General features: G+C 70.6%; 20 protein-coding genes and 3 pseudogenes. 16 read left to right on the forward strand and 7 right to left on the reverse strand.

The features are described 5' to 3' along the window. Positions 1-117 precede the first annotated feature (117 nt). Positions 118-860, reverse strand: a pseudogene (locus ACZ3TI_RS34330) (class I SAM-dependent methyltransferase). Between the two features lie 594 nt (positions 861-1,454). Then, positions 1,455-1,832, reverse strand: coding sequence for a hypothetical protein (locus ACZ3TI_RS34335; protein ID WP_465733292.1), 378 nt, complete (start codon positions 1,830-1,832; stop codon positions 1,455-1,457). Between the two features lie 513 nt (positions 1,833-2,345). On the opposite strand from ACZ3TI_RS34335, the gene ACZ3TI_RS34340 reads away from it, so the two are divergent. Beyond that, the gene (locus ACZ3TI_RS34340; protein WP_465733294.1) at positions 2,346-2,708 is read left to right on the forward strand and encodes a hypothetical protein; all 363 of its coding nucleotides are present in this window, start codon (positions 2,346-2,348) and stop codon (positions 2,706-2,708) included. A 145-nt stretch (positions 2,709-2,853) separates the two neighbouring features. Here ACZ3TI_RS34340 and ACZ3TI_RS34345 read toward each other — a convergent pair whose 3' ends face one another. Beyond that, the gene (locus tag ACZ3TI_RS34345; protein WP_465733296.1) at positions 2,854-3,303 is read right to left on the reverse strand and encodes a hypothetical protein; all 450 of its coding nucleotides are present in this window, start codon (positions 3,301-3,303) and stop codon (positions 2,854-2,856) included. A 186-nt stretch (positions 3,304-3,489) separates the two neighbouring features. On the opposite strand from ACZ3TI_RS34345, the gene ACZ3TI_RS34350 reads away from it, so the two are divergent. The 3 genes from ACZ3TI_RS34350 (at position 3,490) to ACZ3TI_RS34360 (ending at position 5,235) form a co-directional block, all read left to right on the forward strand. After that, entirely contained in the window at positions 3,490-3,711 is a 222-nt protein-coding gene (locus ACZ3TI_RS34350) for a hypothetical protein (RefSeq protein ID WP_465733298.1), read from the forward strand. Positions 3,712-3,958: 247 nt separating this feature from the next. After that, positions 3,959-4,702, forward strand: a complete 744-nt coding sequence (locus ACZ3TI_RS34355) for a hypothetical protein (protein WP_465733300.1) — start codon at positions 3,959-3,961, stop codon at positions 4,700-4,702. 5 nt (positions 4,703-4,707) lie between these two features. Beyond that, on the forward strand, positions 4,708-5,235 hold the full coding sequence (locus ACZ3TI_RS34360; protein ID WP_465733302.1) for a hypothetical protein: 528 nt from the start codon (positions 4,708-4,710) through the stop codon (positions 5,233-5,235). Between the two features lie 2,562 nt (positions 5,236-7,797). Here ACZ3TI_RS34360 and ACZ3TI_RS34365 read toward each other — a convergent pair. Further along, a complete protein-coding gene (locus ACZ3TI_RS34365) occupies positions 7,798-8,490 on the reverse strand; it encodes a hypothetical protein (RefSeq protein WP_465733304.1) in 693 nt (230 codons plus the stop codon). Positions 8,491-8,806: 316 nt separating this feature from the next. Between ACZ3TI_RS34365 and ACZ3TI_RS34370 the strand changes: the two are divergent. Further along, positions 8,807-9,411: pseudogene (locus tag ACZ3TI_RS34370) on the forward strand (DUF6939 family protein). A gap of 640 nt (positions 9,412-10,051) precedes the next feature. Here ACZ3TI_RS34370 and ACZ3TI_RS34375 read toward each other — a convergent pair. Together ACZ3TI_RS34375 and ACZ3TI_RS34380 are read right to left on the reverse strand one after the other, a co-directional pair. Beyond that, positions 10,052-11,674 carry a hypothetical protein gene (locus ACZ3TI_RS34375; RefSeq protein ID WP_465733306.1) on the reverse strand — a complete coding sequence of 541 codons (1,623 nt, stop codon included), beginning with the start codon at positions 11,672-11,674 and terminating at the stop codon, positions 10,052-10,054. After that, complete coding sequence (locus ACZ3TI_RS34380) at positions 11,674-12,432, reverse strand: nSTAND1 domain-containing NTPase (RefSeq protein ID WP_465733308.1); 759 nt, start codon at positions 12,430-12,432, stop codon at positions 11,674-11,676. The genes ACZ3TI_RS34375 and ACZ3TI_RS34380 overlap by 1 nt, the downstream gene beginning before the upstream one ends. Before the next feature lie 269 nt (positions 12,433-12,701). Here ACZ3TI_RS34380 and ACZ3TI_RS34385 point away from each other — a divergent pair, with 269 nt between their 5' ends. The 11 genes and pseudogenes from ACZ3TI_RS34385 to ACZ3TI_RS34435 all read left to right on the forward strand — a co-directional run bounded on the left by ACZ3TI_RS34385 (position 12,702) and on the right by ACZ3TI_RS34435 (position 19,024). Next, a complete protein-coding gene (locus ACZ3TI_RS34385; protein WP_465733310.1) occupies positions 12,702-13,037 on the forward strand; it encodes a hypothetical protein in 336 nt (111 codons plus the stop codon). Positions 13,038-13,149: 112 nt separating this feature from the next. Next, positions 13,150-13,890: a type I-E CRISPR-associated protein Cse2/CasB gene (casB, locus tag ACZ3TI_RS34390; protein WP_465733380.1), complete on the forward strand. Its 741-nt coding sequence runs from the start codon at positions 13,150-13,152 to the stop codon at positions 13,888-13,890. Beyond that, the gene (gene cas5e, locus ACZ3TI_RS34395) at positions 13,853-14,431 is read left to right on the forward strand and encodes a type I-E CRISPR-associated protein Cas5/CasD (protein WP_465733312.1); all 579 of its coding nucleotides are present in this window, start codon (positions 13,853-13,855) and stop codon (positions 14,429-14,431) included. Before casB ends, cas5e begins: the two co-directional genes overlap by 38 nt. Further along, positions 14,428-14,868 carry a type I-E CRISPR-associated protein Cas6/Cse3/CasE gene (locus tag ACZ3TI_RS34400; protein WP_465733314.1) on the forward strand — a complete coding sequence of 147 codons (441 nt, stop codon included), beginning with the start codon at positions 14,428-14,430 and terminating at the stop codon, positions 14,866-14,868. Before cas5e ends, ACZ3TI_RS34400 begins: the two co-directional genes overlap by 4 nt. Positions 14,869-14,955: 87 nt before the next feature. Then, positions 14,956-15,084 (forward strand): type I-E CRISPR-associated protein Cas6/Cse3/CasE, encoded by a 129-nt coding sequence (locus tag ACZ3TI_RS34405; protein WP_465733382.1) that lies wholly within the window; start codon positions 14,956-14,958, stop codon positions 15,082-15,084. Positions 15,085-15,143: 59 nt separating this feature from the next. Continuing rightward, positions 15,144-15,436: pseudogene (locus ACZ3TI_RS34410) on the forward strand (CRISPR-associated endonuclease Cas1); the annotation flags it as partial. A gap of 34 nt (positions 15,437-15,470) precedes the next feature. Continuing rightward, positions 15,471-15,698: a type I-E CRISPR-associated endoribonuclease Cas2e gene (gene cas2e, locus ACZ3TI_RS34415; RefSeq protein ID WP_465733385.1), complete on the forward strand. Its 228-nt coding sequence runs from the start codon at positions 15,471-15,473 to the stop codon at positions 15,696-15,698. Positions 15,699-16,287: 589 nt separating this feature from the next. After that, positions 16,288-16,470 carry a hypothetical protein gene (locus ACZ3TI_RS34420; protein WP_465733316.1) on the forward strand — a complete coding sequence of 61 codons (183 nt, stop codon included), beginning with the start codon at positions 16,288-16,290 and terminating at the stop codon, positions 16,468-16,470. An 85-nt stretch (positions 16,471-16,555) separates the two neighbouring features. Beyond that, positions 16,556-17,134, forward strand: a complete 579-nt coding sequence (locus ACZ3TI_RS34425; protein WP_465733387.1) for an IS607 family transposase — start codon at positions 16,556-16,558, stop codon at positions 17,132-17,134. Further along, positions 17,127-18,737, forward strand: coding sequence for a nuclease/transposase family protein (locus ACZ3TI_RS34430; protein ID WP_465733318.1), 1,611 nt, complete (start codon positions 17,127-17,129; stop codon positions 18,735-18,737). Before ACZ3TI_RS34425 ends, ACZ3TI_RS34430 begins: the two co-directional genes overlap by 8 nt. Before the next feature lie 53 nt (positions 18,738-18,790). Next, positions 18,791-19,024: a hypothetical protein gene (locus ACZ3TI_RS34435; protein ID WP_465733320.1), complete on the forward strand. Its 234-nt coding sequence runs from the start codon at positions 18,791-18,793 to the stop codon at positions 19,022-19,024. A 278-nt stretch (positions 19,025-19,302) separates the two neighbouring features. Here the strand turns inward: ACZ3TI_RS34435 and ACZ3TI_RS34440 are convergent, their stop codons facing one another. Then, entirely contained in the window at positions 19,303-20,997 is a 1,695-nt protein-coding gene (locus tag ACZ3TI_RS34440; protein WP_465733322.1) for an IPT/TIG domain-containing protein, read from the reverse strand. Positions 20,998-21,896 lie beyond the last annotated feature (899 nt).

The raw sequence follows: 21,896 nt of genomic DNA on the forward strand, positions 1-21,896 counted from the left end.
CCACCCAAGGCCGTCCGACTGCTCGGTGGCGTGGGCGGCGAACCGCCGGATCAGCGGGAACGGCATCTCCTGGTCTCGTTCGACGCGCGTCGGCTGAAACCTTCGAGCCAGCGGACATCAGTCCGCGCGTCGTGGGGACCAGCGCCGTTGAGCGACGAAGACGAACTCCTTGCCCGGGCGATCGGGCGCGTCCCGGACCTCGTGCGGGACGCACCCCTGCGCGGTCAGGTCCGCCTCGATCTCCTGACGCCCCCGGAACCACAGGGTGGAGTCGGAGACAAACCGCTGCCCGTCAGGGAAGACGTAGTTCCAGCGAATCGTCACCAGGGGCCGCTCACCTCGACCAGCTCGACCCAGTTCTCGGCCACGCCGATGCCCGGAACCTCCGTGACCCTGTGCGAGGCCGCGCGGTTCCATCCCTCCCAGGCCCGTTGGGCCGGGTCCCGCGTCTCGAACACCAGGTGCCCGCCGGGTCGCAGGGCCCGGTGTGCGTCCCTGAGCGTGTGCTCCCACGCGTCAGGAGCGACGATCGCCTGGGCGACGTTCGCCGTCATGGTGACGAGGTCGACCTGCAGCCGTGGCAGGGCCGACGCGTCGCCGCAGATCCGGCGGACCCGTTTGCCGAGCGGCTTGCTCCTGGCGACCTCGATGGAGGCCTTGGCCGGATCCACACCGACGACCTCGATTCCGCGATCAGCCGGCAGGAGTGCGAAGACGCCGGTGCCGCAGCCGATGTCCAGCACCCGTCTGGCATCGAGCTGCCGGGCGAGAGCGAGGTAGGCGTCGAGATCGCCGCGATCCGGATCGAGCGGGTCGTAGATCGCCGCCGGCTGCGGGTGCGTGAAGATCTCGTCGGCCACGTGTCCGGACGTACAGCTGACGGGCAGTCGCCTTCCGTGCATTTTCGCGCCGCGAGGACGACCGCCCTGGCAGCCGGCCGTCCGGTGGACGACCGGGGTCACCCCTGGCGGGAGCTCCCCGCCCTGGCCGTAGACGCGGTGATGGCCCAGCGGTTCGTGGTCCCTCACGATGTTGTTGGTGTTGACGCTGCCGACGATTGCGCCGGTGCTGCGCAAACAGATCACGAAGCCTTCGTGCGTCGGCTGCTCGAACCGCTTGAGGTGGCTTGCGAACGCTTCCTCCGTGTGGCCGCAGGCACCCAGCCAGCGACGTCGCAGGCCAGAGCTCCCCTGGGCCGGCGCCGTCACCGGATTTTCCGCGGAAAATCGGAGCCCGGGGAGCCAGTGGGGTGTCCCGTCGCAAATGATCTGCTCCCGCTACCCGGCTGTGACCAGCGACGGCCAGATTGATTGAGAAGCCAGGGGGCAGGTCTTCTCGGTTGATCTGGTCTTTCCGGCGCAGATGTCAGCCGTTGTCCCAATTGATTTGGTTCGTCGCCGTCGGGCCGCCGGTCTCCCTGTCCGGACACGGGCGGCGGCGCCTGGGCGCGGGGGTCAGTTCTCGGTTGGTGGGGTGGCGGCGAGGAGCTCGCGCTTCACGTGCTCGTAGTCGGCCAGGGCCTGTGGGTCGCCGTGGGCGTAGTCGGTCCAGAAGCCGGGGCGCTGCCAGCGGGCGTCGGCGAGACGGGTGCGGCCGTCGGTGATCACCAGGGTCCAGCCGGGCGGTATCCGGGAATCCACCGTCTCGAAGGAAGTGGGGTCCCAGAGCAGTCCGGGGTCGGGCGTGCCGGGGCCGAGCACGCGGATCTGGCAGTCGATGTCGTAGGTGACCATCTCCAGAACCGGGTAGACACCGCCCACCCGGATCCCGTCGAACTCCGTGACGGGGAAGTCGCCGTCGGGATGGATGATCTCCAGGCATCTGACTCTCATAGGTGAGAAGTATCGTCTTGGCCGGTCCCCGGTTGCTGTCCGGGGTACCGCGGCGCAGGCGAGCAGGCTCTGCCGCGGGAACAGGCGCCGCAGGCCCAGACCGGCTGAGATGCCAAGCGAATCGGACCAGATCACCTGGGACGGGACCAACTCGTTTGAGACGGGACACGGGGGCAGGTCCGTCGAAGCCACGGACCGGTGCCCTATGTCGTCGAGCCTTGGCTGATTGCCACCGGACGCCGACGGACCAGGCGATTCTGCCGCTAAAGAGCCGACCGGCTGGGCCGGGGGCGGCAATGGGTCGTCGTCACGATGACTCACTCCCTGCCGCGGCGGCGTCTGCTCGATGCGGACGAAGGGGAAGCCGGACGGGCGGACGCGTGGTGGCCGGAACAGGTCGCGGCGCGGTTGGACGGGGTCAGCGCGCCCTGGTGCGGTGCGTCTCGGTGCCGACGGGGATTCCCGGAGATCCGGGACCGCGTCCCCGATGGACAAGCCTTCTACGCTGTTCGAGTGCGCTACCTGATCGAGTCCTTCGCTGTCGGCGCCCTGCACCGCGGTCGGTCCGTCGAGCAGTTCCTCGGTCCCGCGGGCGAACCCGATGCTCCCGGTATTCGTTGGGTCGAGGTCGTACCGACTTCCTCGGGCTACAAGGTCGTCCTCCACACATCCGCAGACGTCGGCGGCGACTACTTCTACGACATCGTGGAATTTCCGCCGCTCGACCCCGATGACGAGGAGTTCGGCCGCGAGATCTTCCTCGCACTGGCCGCCGACTGGGCCCACCGGCACCTGCCCGGCCACCAGGCTCCTGTCACCGCCGCCCTCGCACGGGTCCTCGACGTGCCCGCGCCGGCCGGGTCGCCCAAGCAGTAGAGCAGCGGTCCCCCGTTCCACCGACCGGACCGAACCCGACACAGCACTCATGCCCGCTGCGGCGAGCACGTCCGGGTGTACCCGGCCGAGCGCTTCGACGAGTACGCGGACAGGCGTGCCCGAGCGCTGGACGGGGGGATTCCGATCAGGAGGTGCCGGCGTCGGCCCATTCCTCGCGCGGCCGCAGCCTCGCGAGGAGCCTTCGGGCTTCGTCGCGGACGCCAGGGTCCTCATCCCCCGCCAGTTCGTGAAGTCCCTCGATCAGCCGGTCCGCGCCTTCGGTGGTCGTCCAGCCGGGGTCGCAGTCCACGGCGGCTTGGATCTCGTCGGCGGTGCAGGTCTCGGTCGCGTGGCTTCTGGCCAGCAGCACACACCGGAGGCCGAGGGTGTCCTCGCGTGCGAGCAGGGCCTCGGCCGTCTCCTGGGTGACCGCCGTGTCCTGGGGGTCCAGGAGGAGCCGGTGGATGACGTCCACGACTTCGTCGACCTTGTCCGACAGCGCGAGCTGCCGTCCGGCCGAGGCGCGAACCGACCAGAGCGGTGAGTCGGCGTCCCGCACTGCGGCGGCCAGTTCCCGATCGTCGGAGGAGGTCATGCCCTCAGCGTGCCAGAGGGCGTGTCGATCTCCGAACGGATTGGCGGCCGGTACCCACCGTCCGGCAATGATCTCAGCTCGGCGTTCCCTCGAGGCCGATCGGGAGATGCCCCGCTGCCAGGGCGCCCATCGACGGCACGCTCGGAGCAGGCCACGGGTCCTCAGAGCGGCGCTGGTCGGAGAGGCGTGGGATCGACGTCCTACGAGCTCGGACCCGACCCCACCGGCGGCGTGCCTGCCGGAGTGGTGCCGCTCCACAACTGGGGCTGCGCGATGTGGTCGGTGATCGACTTCCGTGACCCGGACGGCGCGATGTGGTCCGCCGCAGACGGAGACTGCCGGCCGCTGGGGATCGGCCTCGCCCAGTGGCTGGTGGCCGCGATGGACGGTGAACTGCGCGTCGCCTGACGTGCTGGGGTGCCTCCGGAAGCCGAATGGCGTCGACACCGGACGCGTTGACCGGCCGTCAGGACATCCGGTCGACGCTGTGCCGTCGATCTCCCATCCCGGTCGGGCCCACCTGAACCCTGATGACGTGGGCCGGACCCGGACGGCCGGCATCAGCGGTGGCCAGTCCGTCGAACCGGCCGACCAGGCGAGAGCAGCCGGTCGAAATTCGGGGGCCCTGGTGGTGAGGCCGTGCGAGCATCGGCGGGTGATCGACGACGAGGAACTCTTCAGCCCTGACCTGATCGGAAGGCGACTGCTGAAGGTGACCACGGCTTGGCACCACTTCGGAGACGACGAGCCGTCGCTGGTGCACCTGTGGCTTCACCTCGAGGGGCTGGGCCCGGTTCTGTTCCACACGCCGTCGACAGGCTTGTCGCTGCGGGCCGATCAGCCGCACGGGCCGTACTCGATGGAGGAGTACGGACGTGTCTCGGTGATCGACGATTTGTCGGATGTTCCGGTGACCCGGTTCATCGGACAGCCGATCCGCTCGGTCCGGGAGATCGAATACAACGACGGCCGGGTCGCCTTCTCAGCCGGTCTCACGCTCCAGTTCCCCGGCGGGAGCGTCCGCCTGCTCGGTCTCGTCGACGACCTCCTCATCTCGCACGATCGGCACCTGGGCGCTGTCGAGGCCCATCTGCACGAGGACGTGACCATCGCGCGGGTGGTGCAGACCTGCGGGAGCTGCCCGTCGCAATGGGATGCCTGGACGACCACGGGTCAGTACCTGTACCTCCGGTACCGGCACGGTGAGGGGACCGTCGAGCGGCATGCGAGCGAGGACATCGACCCCTGGGACGGCGAGGAGTCGAGCCTCTGGACCAGGTGGGACGACGGAACCGGCGGCGGCTGGATCGACCTCACGGATTTCCTCGCCATGGCCGGCCTGCGGCTGGCCCCGGACGCCGAGGTCCGCACCACACCGCCGACCAACCCGAAGGCCTGAGAACGATGGTCACGTCCCCCAGCCGCGAGTACGCGATCACCGCGATGTACTCGGTGCCTGACGACGCCTGGTACCTGGAACTGGACCTCGTCCGGGAGCATCGGGCCGTGGTGACCGCGGTCATCCCCGACGAGGACCCGGCACGCGAGCCGACGGTGTGCTTCGATCCCCGAGGACGGCACCTGGACATCCCGTACGAGGTCATGCGCTGGTTCATGGACCAGGTTGGCGATGAGATCCGGACGTCCCGTGCCTGGATGCGGCTGCGGCCCGAGTTGGTGGAGATCATCCACCGCTTGCGCCAGGAGTATCTGGGTGTCATCGATGACGCCGACTTTCCCGGTGTCCTGGCGGAGTTGCGTGCCGCTGTCTCCGGAGCCGACCTCCCGGTCGTTCTTGCGGCCGCCTTCGGGCGGAACCCCGACGGCCTCCTCCTGGACGGCGCGCAGGCGTTCCGTCTCGTCGAAGCCATGGGGGTGGGAAGCGACGACCGTCCCGCCGCTCTCTCATCGGAGGTCAGTGGCTCGTGTTGAGCCGCTTCGTCCTTCTCTCGGGCCTCGACGACCTGAAGCCGCGTGACCTGGACTGCCGCGTGACCTGGACTGCCGTGTGGCTCCCGGGCAGGGGATGTTCTGATCCGGGAACACCGGTAGGGCCCGGCGGCGGACACGCTCACGGTTGGCCTGCTGGGCGGAGGCGTCGGGGGCGTGTCGACGGGCTCTCGATTTTCCGCGGAAAATTTCGGGGCTCGGAGCTCCTGGGAGGGTTCAGCGCTTCGTGCCGTCCATAGTGTGCCGTCGTCGCGTCGGACACCCGTCCTCGAAGGCGGCTTCCGGTGGGCCGGATTTTCCGCGGAAAATCGCAGAGGGATGACAGAGGTGCCCGCCGGGCGCTGGGCCTGACCCTGCCCGCTCTCCCCCACCGACGGCCCCGCGGGGTGGCGACCGACCGGAGGTCGCTCTCCGGTGGGCTCCGGATTTTCCGCAGAAAATTCTCTGTGGGGATCACGGTCAGTCCCGGCGGACCCGGCTGGGTACCGAGGGGAGCGGCGCGAGGTGCTCCGGCTTGCCCTCGAAGTTCAGCGGGTCTGTCGTCGAGGTAGTGGGCGCACTCGGCGCGCGCGTTGATGGTGAAGAAGCCACCGTGGTCGTAGTAGCCGACGAAGACGTTGTCGGGGACGCCTCCGGGGTCGGCGCTCGGGGGTGCCAGCTTCAACTGGATGTCGTCGTGAAGATCGCGGAAACCGACCGTCCAGCCCTGCCCGGTCAGCGCTCGGCGGGCCCGTTCCATCGCTCGGCGGCCTGCGCGTGCGCGAGCCCGGTGAGCGCGAAGCCCGCCCTGATCGCAGCCGTACAGGCTCGTACGGCGCGGTGCCCTCCAGGTTGTCGACGAAGTGGGCGAGCCCCCGCCGGTGGCAGTCGTAGATGTCGGCCCGGACACCGGGCTGTGCCGCCGACCGAGCAGCAGCCGCCGCCGTCGAGGTGCTGCTCGGTCAGGGGTTGCGGGGGAGCGGCGGCCGGGCTCAGGTGTCCCGTCTCCTCTGGATGCCGTGCGCAGCTCGCGAGCCGGTGCTCCAGCAGGCGGCAGGGTTGCGCCCGGATCGCCGGTGAGGCGGGCGGCGATGACGGTTGTGGCGGCGGCCGGGTGCGGGCGTCCTCGGGGGAGAGGCTGGCGTAGAGGCAGTCCAACCCGGTGCCGTCGGGTGTCGCAGGGCCAGGCGCTGGTGTTCGGGGTTGCGGGTACGGACGACGAGCGCGGCCAGTGCCTCCGGGCTCGGATCGGGAACGTCGGTGAGCAGGCGCGGATCACCGAGCTGACCGAGGCCGTTTGGGCCTTCGGGCCGCAGACGGCGTCGGTGTGGGGGAGGAGGTCGTCGGCGAGTGCCGGGTTGGGGTGGCAGGCTCCGGGCGAGCAGCGGGAGACGGTGCCGATCAGGATGCCGAGGTCTCCGGGGGAGCGCTTGCGAGGTAGGGCGGCGGTGAGCAGGCGGACGGTCTCGTCCTCGCGGTCGCGCCAGATCTCGGACAGCTGAAGGACGTGGCGTGTGCCGCGGCGCTGGTGGTCCCCTTCGGTGATCCAGCCGCGGGCCATCGCTGCGAGGGCGTCCGCGTCCTCGGTCAGGATCCGGGCGTGTTCCTCGGTGGTCCCGATCCGGGGGACGAACGCGAGGGCGTCGGCTCCGGGTCGCCTCCGGCCTCGGCACGGATGGTCGGCGCCGAGTCCGTGAGAGCGGAACGCAGGCGGCAGTGGGCGGCGAGCGGATCAGGACGGTGTACTGGCGGACCAGTGGGTCGTCATCGCCCCAGCAACCGCAGGAGCCCACCCACCTCGTCGGATGCGTGGGCGCATCCCTCGCACCCCGTCCTCGAGCTCCGGCACCGTTCCGGTGCCCTGCCCCCGCATCCGGCTGGGCACGTCGCTGCCATCGCCGTCGGCGTGCCCCCGGGCATGGGCGGTCGATCGTGTCCAGCTCTTCAGGTGGTCTCACATCCGCGAACTCCGGGCACCACTGCTGACACCGCTCGCCGGACGGGCGAGGGCCAGGGGCAGCCGGCCGCAGCCGTGCTCCTGGGCCAGGCGTCATCTGGGCCTCGCCCGTCGGATTTTCCGCGGAAAATCCGACGGGCCCTGGCGGCTGCGTCCGGGTCGCCGGCCGGCCCGAGCGCCGGATCGAGCGGCGATTCCGGCAGTGCCGAGGCCCACTGCCTTGCCCGTCCCCGGGCATCTCTCGGCGGCGCACGAATTTTCTGCGGAAAATTTCGGCTCTGCCCGGGGTTCCGTGGAAGACCGGGTCATCGGCACGCGTGCATCGTTCCGCTGCGGGGTGGCCTTTGCGTGGCTCTCGACTCGATCGAGGATGTGCTGTTCCCCGGAGTCGACCTCGGACCGGAGCGGGTGACCACAGGCCCGGACCGGCCGCTGGTCGAGGCCGCCGCGCGCGGCCCCGCCGTCCGCCGCCCCGACTGCGGGAGCCAGGGCACCCGGGTCCAAGCCGGGTACTGGCGCACGATGGCCGAACGCCCCTTGACCGGGCGGATGCCGGCGATACGGCTGCGGGCCCGCCGTCCACTCGGGGCTGGGCCCGGGCCCCTCGATCAGACCGTTCCGGCGCAGTGCTTCGGGTCGTCGGCGAGCTGATCGAAGAACTCGTCGATCAGGTCGATCAGGCCGGTCACGGCGTGCTGCTCGGTCTCGGGCGACCAGGGCTCCTCGGGACGGCCGTCGGGAAAGATCAGTTCCTCGGCCAAGGCCCAGTACACCAGGTTCCAGCCGTCTCCCAGCCTGGCCGCGAGCCACTCCCTGAACCCGTCCAGCAGGGCTCCTTCGGAGGCGGTGTCATAGCCGTTGAGGAACCCGATCACGGCCCCGAAAGTGACACGGCCGACGAACATCCCCGGACGTATCTTGAAGTTCGCCCAGAAGTCCTGACGCGACCACGTCGGCTTCGACCGGCCGCGCCACCAGGCGGCGGGCATGTGCGACAGGTCGGTGCCGGCCCCCCAGGTGGAGTACGAGACCGCCTCCGGTCCCACGCCGAGAGCCGCGAGGAGGCTGCCCACGCGCGTGGCCGCCGAACCGACAGGCCCGCCCTTCCGGGTCCAGACGTGGGTTCCCGGAGCGTCGCCCTCGTGGTGGGTGACGACGAAGTCCGTCCCGTCCAGCACGAAGAACGCCGCCCGCACACAGCCGTGCCCGTCCCACGAGGTCTCCAGGGTCAGCCTCAGCCGCCGCGCCACCGCGTCCAGGTCCACCGAGAGCAGGGCCAGCGAAGTCAACGGCCAAGTCACGCTCTGGAACATCGACACCTGGCGCGCCGGATTGCGCCCACCCCCGCCCGGAGTTCCGTCGCGGGCTCCCAGTCACCCGCCGCGTCCGGTATCTCGATCATCTCCGTCACGACGCACAGTCAACCAGCAGATGATCCCGATGCGGTCGGCCACTGACGGATCCGCAGGCATTCCCTCCCGGTTGCCAACGGGACCCCGATCAGAGCGAGGACTTCCGATCCCGGACTCGGCCGATCCTGTGAGCGGAGCGGCCAGGGTGCCGCCGCCTCCACGGGCGGGGCGGGATGTCAGTGCCGTCGGAGATCCTCGGTGACTGATGCCGTCAAGACAGGGGGCCCTCCAGGTGTCGATCCGTATTGCCAGCCGCCGCCGTGCGCTGCCGTCGCTGACCGCCGCGTTTCCCGGAGCGGAGATCATCGACGTCACCTCCAAGGCACCGGACCCGTGGGTGCGGCTGAGCCCGTTCTATCCGCACGGCGGCATCCCGGTCCCCTACAGCGACGGTGTGACCGGCCAGTCGGTGGAGGGGATCTGGCAAGCGTTGAGGTGTTCCACGACTCCGACGTCAACCCCTCGAAGCTCGGGGTCACCACGATGAAGGGTCTGAAGCGGACGGTCCGTCGGTACGGTCCCGTCCGGGGCCACCGAACCGGTCTGCACGGCGAGCGGCTGCTGCCCTACGAGGCGGCCCGGCGCCGGATCTACCTGCCGGCCTACCGCTGGATCCTCGAGCACCGCGTCGCCGACCTGGTCGAGCTGATCAGGAACAAGGGGGACGTCGTCCTGCTGGACTACACCACCAACGGGGACGTCACCGATTCGACCAGCCCGCTCTCCCACGCCGCGCTCATCCGGCTGTACATCGAGGGGCGCTGGCCCGGTGACGGGGACGCGGAGGCACCCGGCACGGTCCCTGCTTGACAGCCGTGAGCGCTTCCGGCGCGCGTCGGCACCGTCAGCCGTTCGGTAGTGCCGGACAGCGGAACGGTGGTCAGCACCCGCTGTGCGGTCGGATGGCGGCACCAGCAGACGCCCGGTCAGCGTGCCGAGTCGGGTCCGGCCGGTCCACCGATTTTCCGCAGAAAATTCTGGCGAGGCGTCCGTCCGGTTGAGGCTGGGACGGTGATCCTCGCGGCTGACGGGTCCGCCGCCGGGCGTCGGGCGCGAAGTCAGGCGGCCGTGGGAGGACGAGCCTCAACCTGACGGTCCGGCACTACTACCGTGGAGGCTCGGCTCCCCATCGTCCCGGAATTTTCTGCGGAAAATCCGCCTCCGGCCCCGTGAGAGGCCGGAGCGCTCACGAACGCCCTCACGATGCACAAGCGTCCGTGGACCGCCGGGGCTCCTGTCAGCTGCTCTCCCGCACAGCCGCCGACCGGCTGTCGTGGCCGACGGCGACGGGCAGGGTCAGGAGCGTCGCCCGGAGCGCTGCGAATTTTCCGCGGAAAATCACGATGGGCCAGGCGGAGCGACGGCCCGATCCCTCACTCCGCACAGCGCCGGGCAACCGGACTCGTTCGCGCCGACCATCGCGGGCGGCACGGCGCTTCAGCACGGCGCTTCAGTGCTCAGGACGCCAGAGGCCGGCAGCGAACCGGCACAGTGCGGCCTCCAGCTCGAGCGGCACCACTTCGGTGGGACCCAAGTCCCAGACCCGGAGCCAGCCGTCCCGGTCGACGAGGAACGGGGGCACCGTCCGGCCGGCCTTCGACTTCATGGCGAGACAGTAGGCAACGTACAGACCGGGGGAGTCACCTCTGCCGTTGCGTGGCCGGATCCTGCGCACTCGGACCTCTGCCACGTCCTCCCACCGCAACCGGAGCCTGCGGCCCTCATTGAGCTCCACGCCCTGCGCGTCGATGCGCAGCCGCCGCGCCACCGTCCACAGGGCGAACGAACCCGAGATGAGCACGCCGACCACACCCAGCAGCACAGGCCATTGATCGAGCAGGAGCATCCAGGTCCGATGCCAGTCGGCCCGGAAGCCCCCTTCGGCGGACATCGGCGAGACCACGAGGAGGAACACGGTGACCAGAGCCAGCATGTCGAACGCCATCGATCGCACGGCTCCGATGCTCAGCACGCTGCTCCTGAGCACCACCTCCCGCGGCGGCGTTCCTGTGCCTGCGGTGTCCGCCGACGCGGCCCCGGCGAGCCGGGTCCCGAGCCCGGCGTGCCGGAACTGGTAGGTTCCGCCGATCCGCCGCAGCACGCCCAACTGCCGGGCGTCCTCGAGGAAGCCGAGCACGTCGCGGGGCAGACATCCGCGGGCCGCCAGGACGAGACGGGTGGCGGTCCAACGGCCCCACCGGCTGAGGGCGACCAGCACCATGGCCGACGACGACCAGCCAATGACCAGACCGCTGATGACGAGCAGGGGATGGCCGCCGAGCCAGTGGAGGAACGCCATCGAGGTCACCGCGACGGCGGGTGCAACCGCTGCGGCTTCGGCGAGCGCGATCCTGCGCTCGCCGTGCAGCAGTGTCTCCGGTCTGACCGGTGAGTCGGGCTTGGTCGGCCGCGTCAGAAGAACACCGGAGACCAGGAGGAGAACGAAGACGCACAGGTACGCCGATGTGCTGCCGGGTACGGCCACGCCGGCGGCTGCCGTCGCCCCGGCCGCCAGGACGAGGACGATCCGGCCGTGGCTCCCGGCCGGCCTTCGGGGGCGTTCGTCGAAGCCGCTGAAGAGGTGCCGCGTGAAGAGTCTTCCGAAGGCCGTCGCGATGACGGCCAATGCGGCGACCGCGCTGAGCACCCGGGCGATGCTCCAGAACCCCGACCCGTGCCGCGCGGGCGACGGTACTCCGATCAGGGTGAGCGGCGCCGCGATCACGTAGGCCGCAGACGTACCGAGGAGGGCCACGGCGACCAGGACGACGGAGCCCCAGACGCCGGGCTCGGTCAACCGGCTCCGCACATGCCACCATGCGATGACCTGGGTGCGTCGTCGACGGAGCCGACCGGCGAGGAAGCGGAAGTACGTGAGCGCGTCCTCGCGCTTCCAAGGGCGCACCGACCCCGGGAGGTAGGAGGGCCTCGGTCCCCGCGAGTAGACGGTCGGAATGAGCCCGTCCAGGAGGTGGCCCTCGATGTCGGCTCGTGCCGGCAGCCGTTCCGCATCGAGCAGCTCACGGGGATCGGCCTCCTCCGACGCGTACAGCGTCGCCGCGAGCCAGAGCATCAGCGGCGACGACAGGACGGTGGTACAGGACCTGCGGGGTCGCTCTCGACCGCGTCGAACACCGACTGCCAGGATCCGACCCGGTTCTGATGGCACATCCGGGAGAGGTAGGCCCGGCCGGACTCCGGAGGTACCGGGCAGGCGCGCAGGACCGGAACGCCCCGCAGGAACGGCGCCGAGGCAACGGCATGCCGGTATGCCTCCGGCCTGGAGGTCAGGACCAGCGGACCGTCCGTGCCAAGCGATCGCTTGAGCGCGTCCACCGCCTCCTCGCGAGCCAAGGGGCGCAGCTCATCGAAACCGTCCAGCACCGGAACGATCCGTCGGCCCTGCACGAGCGACCTCACCACGTGCTGGTCGAGCCCCGCGACGCGTTCCCCGTAGTCCTCGCGGACGCGCCTGATGACCCAGTCCTGGATGCTGCTTCCCGGCTCCCAGTCCGGCATCGACAGGATCACCGGAACGGCTTCTCCGGAGCCGGGCTCCCTGTCCTCCAACAGCCCGAGCCCGAGCAGGACGGCGAGGGAGGACTTCCCGGCGCCGGCCGGGCCGGTGATCACCAGCTGGTGCGGCGAGAGCGCTCTGACCCGGGTGACCAGATCACCGAGCCCGAGCTGCTCAGTGCGCTCCTCACCAGGGCTGTTCCGGTGTCCGTGGTCCAGCTCCCACGGGATCACCAGCGGGACCCGCTTGCGAAGGCCGCGGACATTGGCTTTGCCACGCCACTGGTCCAGGACCTCGCGGGCCAGTCCGTCCAACACGTCGTCCTCGACGCCGGCGGAAGCCGGACGTCGGCCGCGCGAGGCAGGGGAGGAGCCCAGACGGACCTCTCCGATGTTCCCCGCTTGGATCAAGTACGTGGGGGACCCTCGCTGCGGTTGTGCACCTGTCCAGTCACCCCGACATGCTGTCAGGTGGTCGCGCACAGGTGCCGGGCTTTCGGTGGGCTGGGCGGGCAGCGCAGGGCCCGATTGAGCTGCTGCCCTCAGCGCACGTGAGACTTCACGCGAAATGACGATCCGCATCCATGGTGGTGAACACAAAAGACAGGCATAAACGAGAACTAGACAGGGAGAACGTCGCGCCGCTCGGCCACGCTCCTTCACACGGTCCACGGACACGCGGGAGCGGTAACTGCGAGTTCTGGAAGCGCCTCGACGGACGCGACTTCGACGGCGCGGCCGCGGCGTTCCGCGTCCTCGCCGAGCAGGCGTACGACACCGTCACCTACGGCGCGCTGGGAACCATGCGCGGAGCCAAGGCCTGCACCACCGCCCGCATCGAGCTGTACGGCGGGCCGGTGAAGCGCCCGGCCAAGACCGGCGGCACCGGCGGCCGCAACACCAGCACGGAGGACACGTGAGCAACACCAGCACCATTCCGGTCCTGCCAAACCGGCGGACGACGCGGTCCGCACGCCGAAGGAGCTCACCCTCATCCCCTCGCTGGGCCGAGCGCGCGCCTTCACCGCCAGGATCGACCAGCGCAGTCACGACGACCCCGGCGTCCGCGCGGCCCTGCGCCGCGGCGTCGGCAAGGACCTGGACGCCGTGCCGTTCATGCACCGCTACGTGGCCTCCTGGCTCACTGACGATCAGACGCGCAGCCGCGACGTCCAACGCGCGTTCTACACCGCCGCCTCCCTGATCGCCGCACAGCGCCGCGACCAGTACGCCGCCGCGAAGGGCGAGGCGTCGAAGAAGAACCACGCGTCGAAGGGCGATCCGGCGGACCAGCCGACGGGAGAGACACAGGCGACCGCCGAGGCACCGTCGGACACACCCGGCGACCCGGCAGACCGCGCGGAGGCCACGGAGCCCGCCACCACCAGGCGAATCCCCCCGCGCAGCCTCGGCCACGCCTTCGCCGAGGGCGTCCTCAAAGGCGGCCCGGGAGCCGGACTGCGGGCGACCTCGGCCGAGACCCGCCTCAACCTGCTGAGCCGACAGAGCGTCGACGGCCTGCACCGCCACCTGCCCGGCGCGGTCAGGCAACTGCGCGGCTGCGACGTGGACGTCGACTGGGCCCAGCTCCTCATCGACCTCTGCCAGTGGCGGCGCCGCTCCGGCACCGTCAAGCGGATCTGGCTCCAGGACTACCACCGGGCCCTGCAGAAGGACGGCGAGCGCCGGGCCCGCGATCAGGACGACGACCAGGGCGACACCACGGAAGCCAACGATGCCGACGACACGGACGGCGCCGCCCCCGAGGCCTGACCGCCCCGACCCCGCACGGGACCACGCCACCCTGCTGTCCCACCGCTACTACCTCGCCGACGCGGCCTTCACCGCCGTCGTCACCACCCCGGACTCCGAGGCCCTCGACCTCTGGGCGGAAGCCCTGCGCAACCCGCACTGGCCGCCCTACCTGGGGCGCCGCTCCTGCCCTCCCGAAGGCCCTCTGCTGCTCGGCCTAGTCGACGACCCCCTGCACCACCTCGTCCACCTGCCGAACGCCCGGCGAGCCCGCGCGGGCAGCAGGACCGTCGACGTCGTCTTCCACGGAGACCAGCCGCTCGACCGTCTCGGCGACCACCCTCAGCCCGGGGACGACGACGGCAGCACCCCCGCCGGAGAGGTCACCGACGACCCGATCGCCATCCACCCCCGGCGACGGGCCTACCGCGCCCGTCCCCGCTACCAGCGCACCCTCACCCTGCCCGCCGACCGCTGCAAGGGCCTCGCCGCCGGCTACCTGAACGCCCTCGGCGACTACCTCGACCGGCATACCGCCCACCCGGAAAGCATCCCCGCATGACCCTGTGGCTCACCCACATCATCCCCGACCCGCGCAGCCGCGACGCCCGCCGCGACACCGTCGGCGCCGTCGCCCTGCACCACCGCATGATGTCGCTCTTCCCCGACCACGTCGCCGACGACGAACCGCGCCGCCGACTCGGCGTCCTCTTCCGCACCGAGTCCACGCCAGCCGGAGACCAGATCCTCTTTCAGAGCGCCGAGCGGCCCGACCTCGACCGCCTTCCCGCCGGATACGGCCACGCCGCGACCAAGACCCTCACCCCGCTCCTCGACGCACTCCGGCCCGGCCTCCACATCCGCTACCGCATCGCCCCAACCCCATCCGCAGGCCCAGCCGAGCCACCCGCGAGCTCTACCGGCTCAAAGCCGTCGTCCCCCTCCAGGGCGCGGCCGCCGACGACTGGTGGGCCCGCCAGGCAGAGGCCTCGGGCCTGAACCTCGGCACCCTCCACTCCAGCCCCCCTCGAAGCCGCCAAGGGGCACCGACGCAGCGACCAACGGCCCGTCAAACACGACCGCGTCCTGTTCGAAGGCACCGCCGTCATCACCGACGCCGACCGCCTGCGCACCCGCCTCACCGACGGCATCGGCAAGGGCAAGGCCTACGGCTGCGGCCTCCTCAGCATCGCCCCCAGTCGGGGGCCGCAGTGACCGGCCGCCGCCCCGACCCCGGCGCCGCCCGCCGCAAACTGGCCGCCCCCACCGTCGCCATGCTGCCCCGCATCGCCGACTCCCTCTCCTTCCTCTACCTCGACATCGTCCGCATCGTCCAGGACGACACCGGCGTCTGCGCCGAGGTCACCAGCCCGCACCGTGGCACCGAGGCGGTCTACCTTCCCACCGCAGCCCTCAGCTGCGTCCTCCTCGGCCCCGGTACCTCCATCACGCCCGGGCCCTGTCCGCCTTCGCCCGCCACGGCACCACCGTCGTCATCGCCGGATCCGGCGGCGTCCGCTGCTACGCCGCCACCGTCCCCGAGTCCCTCAGCACCACCTGGCTCGACCCTCACCAGCCGGCTCATCGAGGTCACACCCCAGCTGTACGTCGGCACCACCTCCACCAAGGTGCGCGAGGAGCTCTGGCAGGCCGTCAGCGGATGCGTCGGGACCGGCGTGGCGGTGCTGGTCCACACCGCGGCGAACGAGCAGGGCTTCGAGCTGCGGACGGCAGGTGAGCAGCGACGGAAACCCGTGGACTTCGACGGGCTGACGCTGGTCGCGATGGCGGGCGTACCGGCCGCCGAGACTCAGGAAGCAAAGGTGTAGGAACGCCGCAGGCCAGGAAGTCGTTCGCCTCAGGGCAGGGGGGTGGCCGCACCTGGTAACGTTACTGGGCTCGGCTCCGGGGTCCGGCCCGTGTCAGCGGGGGTCAGCCGTACGACCGGTCCCGCTTCACGCCTGTGGCATGGCCCGACCAGTAGGGCCGGTCCCACCCAGTCACGTTACGGAGTGGGCTTTTGGCGTCCGACCCACCCCAGCGGGGGCCGTCACCCTGTCTCAGAGCGATTGGCTCCGGGGCCACGCCTTGGTGACCGAGCACCCCAGACCTGTCGGCTGCAGTCGGCCAGCGGGCTGCCCGGCCTCAGCGACAATTTCGATCAGGCGGCCCACTCAGCCATCGGGCGAGGCAGAATGGGCGCAGCGGGGCTGCCCACCTCGCGCATCACACCTGGTCGGTCCGGACCCGTTGCCCCGGGCCCCCCGACTGATCAGCCGATCCGAATTGGAGGGGCCTATGGCAACCGCTGCGATGCCCGATGGATGGGGATCGCCGACTCCTAGGCCGGATCCCCGGACTACCCCTATCCCGCGGACGATCAACGCCATCGGCGACGCACTCAAGGGTGCTCAGCGCATGGAGTTCTTCGACGAGGTGGGGCGGGCCACCGAAGGAGAGGAGATCAACACAGTGATGCACAAGTGGTGGCTTGAGGCCATGCTGAACCAGCTTCCGGGCCGCCAGGACCGCTTTGTGGACGCCAAGGCCGGACGGAACTTCCGGACCGTCGAGGCTGCCCCGGAGGGGTACGGCAAGTGAGCGATCGAGGGGGGTGGTGAACTGTTGACGTCTGACTGTGCGTAAGTGTGCGTGAGCGTAATCCAGTTGCATGATGATCGTGTTCATGAATCTGACGGAGTGGGCGCGAGCGCAGGGGATCAGTCCCCATACCGCTTACCGCTGGTTCCGTCAGGGCATTCTGCCGGTTCCGGCTGAGCGGGTGGGGCCGCGCACGATCCTGGTGAGCATCGAGGCCAACGCCGCATCCGACGACACAACCGGCGGCGTCGGCCTGTATGCCCGGGTCTCCTCACATGACCGGAGGTCGGACCTTGAGCGGCAGACGGCCCGGCTCGCCGGATGGGCGGCCAAGGGTGGTCACCGTGTCGTCCGGGTCGAATCGGAGATCGGTTCCGGGATGAACGGCGGCCGGTCGAAGGCCCGTCGTCTGCTGGCCGATCCGGCTGTGACAACGGTCGTTGTCGAGCACAAGGACCGCCTCGGCCGGATGAACGTCGAACTCGTGGAAGCCGCGCTCGCCGCGTCGGGCCGCCGCCTGGTCGTCCTGGACGAGGGTGAGGCCGAAGACGATCTGGTGCGGGACATGGCCGAGATACTGACCTCGTTCTGTGCCCGCCTGTACGGGCGTCCCTCGGCGAAGAATCGGGCGAAGGCCGCGCTGGAGGCTGCCGAGCGTGGCTGACCTGCGTGATATCGCCCGTCCGTTCGTCGCCGATCCCGCTTCGGGTGTGTGCGTGCGCGACCGGCTCAAGGGGCTGACGGCCGAGGACGGCAAGGTCCTGCGGCTGGTCGGCGAGCACCTCGGTTCGCTCGCGTCCCGGGATCTGGCCCGGCGTATCCGGGACGGCCTGGAGCACTCCTCCAAGACGTGGGCGGCCCGCAAGCGTGACCTGACGCCGCAGTCATCGGCGCGCTGGGCCGGTTCGATCACGAAGACCACACATGACCAGTGGGGGCTGTCCCGCCGCGCCCAGTGGCAGCACCTCGACTCGTTGCGGGCCGGTATCGCAACGATCCGCCACCGCCTGTCCCTACCGATCGGCGAGAAGGGCACCAAGCGCGCCCCGGGCGGATACCGGTCCGAGCGCGAGTGGTTCGTCAAGTCCCGCCGTCTGGCGTACCTTGAGGCCGAGTTCGAGCACGTCAAGGCCGAGCGTGAGGCCGGAAAGGTCTCCGTCGTCCGAGGTGGCCGACGCTTGCTCAAGACCCGTCACAACCTCGACGCCGCAGACCTGACCGAGGATCAGTGGCGGGAACGCTGGAACGCCCAGCGCTGGTTCATGTCCGCTGACGGTGAGTCCGGCAAGCGGTTCGGCAACGAAACGATCCGTGTCACGCCGGACGGCGAGGTCGGCATCAAGCTGCCCGCGCCACTGGCGCACCTGGCCAATGGCAAGCACGGCCGGTATGTCCTCACCGCGAAGGTGTCGTTCCCGCACCGGGGCGCAGAGTGGCGCGACCGCATCGAGACGAACCGGGCGGTGGCCTACCGCATCCACGTGGACGCGGATCGGAGCCGCTGGTACCTCGACGCGAGCTGGCAGCGCAAAGACCTCCCCATCGTCCCTGTGGAGTCGTTGCGTTCGGGAGAGGTGATCGGAGTGGACATGAACGCCGACCACCTCGCCGCCTGGCGCTTGGACACCCACGGCAACCCGATCGGTAAGCCCCACACCTTCGACTACCGGCTCACCGGCACCGCCACTCACCGGGACGCCCAGATCCGCCACGCCCTCACCCGCCTCCTCCACTGGGCCAAGGACACCGGATGCCGGGCCATCGTCATCGAGGATCTGGACTTCACCGACTCCAAGACCCGCGAGAAGCACGGCCGCCGCAAGCGGTTCCGGCAGCTGATCTCCGGCATCCCCACCGGCAAACTGCGCGCCCGGCTCCTCGCGATGAGCGCCGAGCGCGGCATCAGCATCATCGCCGTGGACCCCGCCTACACCTCGATATGGGGGGCCGAGCACTGGCAAAAGCCCCTCACCACACCGAACCGCCCCGTCACCCGTCACCAGGCGGCGGCCGTGGCGATCGGACGACGCGCCCTCGGACACCGGATCAGGCGTCGGACGGCACCGCCCCACCACGACCAGAGCGATCGCGGTGGGCATCGGACCGCCCAGGCCCGAACCCGCGACCGGGAGCGCGAGGGAACCCGCCCTCCCCTACCCGGACCGCGCACACGATGCGCGCCGCCGACCATGGGAGCGAACGCGGGAGACCAGGACACCCAAGACCGTTCGGGGCGTCCGGCCGTGCAACTCAGGCACAGTCAGTAGGAACGGTGGGCGCTCGACCTGCACAGCGAGCGGCCCGCCACGGTGCTGCGGCGATGGACAGGTATGGCTACGCCGTGCTGGCCGAGACCGTGGTGATGGCGTTGATCGACCTCGCGGAGCGCGTGGGTACGGCGGTCGACGCAGAGAAGCCGCTGCCGGGCTTCGACATGGGGGACCGGTACAACGTCGAGATCGAGGGCGAGCCCGTCCTGATTTCGTACGCGGTCGACTCGGTCGCACGCGCGGTCCGGATCACCGACCTGCTGTGGCTCCACGCGGCGGACTGACCGACGTGCGCGCCATCGACGGGCCCCGCAGTGCACAGGCGCTGCGGGGCCCGTCGGATTGCTCGGGCCTGCCGATGCGTCAGGGGATGAAGTGCGCTCCGAGCAGACCGAAGGTGGCATCTGCCGCGGCGCGCCATACCGGGGTTGCGCCGTCGAGCAGGGTGTCGATGTCCTCCTGATCGTCCCCCCGCCCCGGGGGCGCGCAGGCGTGCGACGCGCCCCGGGGACGGGCCGTGTCCGCCCGCTGCGCGGGTGCCGTGGCCGGGTCGGTGGCAGGGTCAGATGCCGGGGGCGTCGAGGTAGGTGTAGGTGTCGCCGGTGCTGCCGCCGAGGGTGGTGACGGTGATGGTGATGTCGCCGGCGGAGTGGGGCGGGGCGACGGCGGCGATCATCTGGTCGGAGGTGACGGAGAACGGTGCGGGCGTGCCGTCGAAGGCGACCTCCTGGGTGGTGGTCAGGTGGTTGCCGGTGAGGGTGACGTCGGTACCGCCGCCGGTGGGTCCGGAGGCGGGGCTGACGCCGTTCACGGTGGGCACGTCGAGGTAGGTGAAGGTCAGGCCGTCGGCGCTGCCGCCGGGGGTGATGACGGTGACGGGCACCGGGCCGGGGGACGGGACGGCGGGGATGGTGACGGTGACGGCGCTGTCGGTGACGGACTCGATGGTGGCGAGTCGGGAGCCGAAGCGCACCGAGGTGGCTCCGGCCAGGTTGGACCCGGTGATGACCGCGGTGCCGCCGCCGGTGTAGGGGCCCATGGCGGGGCCTGCGCCGGTGGTGATTCCGGTCAGCAGCGGGGCCGGGAGGTAGGAGAAGGTGCCGAGGACGGCGGTTCCGCCGGGGGTGGTGACGGTGACGGGGACCGTGCCCGATCCGGCGGGGGTGCGGACGGTGACCGAGGTCGCGGTGTTCGCCAGGATGGTGGCGGGGGTGTCGCCGAAGCGCACCGAGGTGGCTCCGGCCAGGTCGTGGCCCCGGAGGGTCACGATGGTGCCGCCGGCGGTGGTGCCGCGGTCGGGCACGAGGGTGAGGGCGATCACGCTCACGGCGTTGTCGGCGTTGTCCGTCACGTACAGCCGGTTCCCGGCGGGGGCGACCGCGACGCACACCGGGCCGTCGCCCACGGGGATGCTGCCGGTGGCGGTGTCGGTCGCGGTGTCGATCACGCTGACGGCGTTGTCGGCGTAGTCCGCCGTGTAGACGGCGGTCCCGTCCGGACTCACGGTCACGAAACGGGGCAGGCTGCCGACGCCGATGGTGGCGATGACGGTCGTGGTGGCGGTGTCGACCACGCTGACGCTGTCGCCGCCCGCGTTGCAGACGTAGGCGCGGGTGCCGTCCGGGCTGAAGGCGACGATCACCGGTACGTCGCCGGCGGTGAAGCTGCCGGTGGCGGTGTTGGTCGCGGTGTCGATCACGCTGACGGAGCTGTCTCCGACGCAGCCGACGTAGGCGCGGGTGCCGTCGGGGGTTACGGCGACGCCGATCGGCATGGGGCCGGTGGTCACGGTGGCGGTGACCGTGTTGGTCGCGGTGTCGACCACGCTGAGGGTGTTGGCGCTCTGGCTGGTGACGTAGGCGCGGGCGCCGTCCGGGGAGAGCGCCACCGCGACGACTGCGGCACCGACCGCGATGGTGGCCGTGACGGTGTTGGTGGCGGTGTCGATCACCCCGAGGGTGCCGTCGTCGAACAGGGTCACGTAGACGCGGGTGCCGTCCGGCGAGACCGCCGTGAGGAACGGGCCGTTGCCGATGGAGATGGTCGCGGTGACGGTGTCGGTGGCGGTGTCGATCACGCTGATGGTGTTCGACGCCCGGTTCGCGACATAGGCGCGTCCCCCGTCCGGGGACAGTGCCACCCCCAGCGGGGAGAGGCCGACGGGGATCGTGGCGTCAGCCGACGACATCACGGTGAAGCCCTGCCGGGGGAGCGCGACGGCGGACAGCAGCGCATGGGGTCGGATCGAGTCGGTCACGGCGCAGCCTTTCTGAGCACGGTTCGGAGCCTCGCAGCGCACTGCCCCGGGCGTAGAAGGCATTTCATGGGACAGTGGCTGCGGCTGATGCCGCCGCGGGGCTTTGCCCGCGGCGGTGCGGCCCGTGCTGCAGGCGGTCGACGGCCCTCACTGGTCCTCATGACCGGAGGAGCACACGGGAGAACCGCTGCGACCGCCTCAGGCACGGCCCCCGGCAAGGGATGGGCAGCCCACCGGTTCTACTGCTCAAAGTGACCCATACCATCAAATGGGTGACAAGAGCCGGTCGTGTGGGATCACCCGTTCGGCCGAGGCGTCGCGCTCGCCCGGAGGGGTCGTCACGGTGGCATCGCGCGACCGGCGCCGGCTTGCCCCGGTCGGCGAGGCCCGGCCGGCGTGCGGCATGGGATGGCGTCAGTCGCCGGACGTCTCGCAGTCGCGGCAGGCTCTTGGTGAGTCCGGCCCCGTCACCGAACGCGTGGGCGGGGCCGGCTCGCCGCCGGGTGGGTCGACAACCGCTAGAGCAGCCAGCCGAGGAAGGCCACGATGTTACCGAGCAGAGTGAGGAGCATGAGTCTCGTTCCTTTCAATTCCGTCGGAGCATGGTTACCGGCCGTATGAGTTCAGCGCCGGGGTGCGGCTACGGTCTGCAGCCCGTCGCGCGCACTCCGTAACTACCCGCGCCAAACGTGAGGTCACCCGAAAGATGGACGATTCACCCTATTGGGCCAATCTGGTGTGACCCGCCTCGTCATGGGCGCTGCTCGGTTCGGCACGCCCGATCCGTTGCCCAGGGGCACCAGCGTGGGCGGGGAGGAAGGGGGGCGCAGCGATCGTCACCGACCGTGGGGTCCCGCGTGGGCAGCGGATCGGCGCCAGGCCGATGCGGGAGCGCGCCC

It is taken from the genome of Kitasatospora sp. NPDC023120, from assembly GCF_055560835.1.

What these genes read in the sequence shown, in the direction of transcription:
- ACZ3TI_RS34335 (WP_465733292.1), bottom strand. Translation starts at nt 1,832, where the DNA reads ATGAGAGTCAGATGCCTGGAGATCATCCATCCCGACGGCGACTTCCCC.
- ACZ3TI_RS34345 (WP_465733296.1), bottom strand. Translation starts at nt 3,303, where the DNA reads ATGACCTCCTCCGACGATCGGGAACTGGCCGCCGCAGTGCGGGACGCC.
- ACZ3TI_RS34360 (WP_465733302.1), top strand. Translation starts at nt 4,708, where the DNA reads ATGGTCACGTCCCCCAGCCGCGAGTACGCGATCACCGCGATGTACTCG.
- ACZ3TI_RS34375 (WP_465733306.1), bottom strand. Translation starts at nt 11,674, where the DNA reads ATGCTCTGGCTCGCGGCGACGCTGTACGCGTCGGAGGAGGCCGATCCC.
- ACZ3TI_RS34385 (WP_465733310.1), top strand. Translation starts at nt 12,702, where the DNA reads ATGGTGGTGAACACAAAAGACAGGCATAAACGAGAACTAGACAGGGAG.
- cas5e (WP_465733312.1), top strand. Translation starts at nt 13,853, where the DNA reads ATGCCGACGACACGGACGGCGCCGCCCCCGAGGCCTGACCGCCCCGAC.
- ACZ3TI_RS34400 (WP_465733314.1), top strand. Translation starts at nt 14,428, where the DNA reads ATGACCCTGTGGCTCACCCACATCATCCCCGACCCGCGCAGCCGCGAC.
- ACZ3TI_RS34420 (WP_465733316.1), top strand. Translation starts at nt 16,288, where the DNA reads ATGGAGTTCTTCGACGAGGTGGGGCGGGCCACCGAAGGAGAGGAGATC.
- ACZ3TI_RS34425 (WP_465733387.1), top strand. Translation starts at nt 16,556, where the DNA reads ATGAATCTGACGGAGTGGGCGCGAGCGCAGGGGATCAGTCCCCATACC.
- ACZ3TI_RS34435 (WP_465733320.1), top strand. Translation starts at nt 18,791, where the DNA reads ATGGACAGGTATGGCTACGCCGTGCTGGCCGAGACCGTGGTGATGGCG.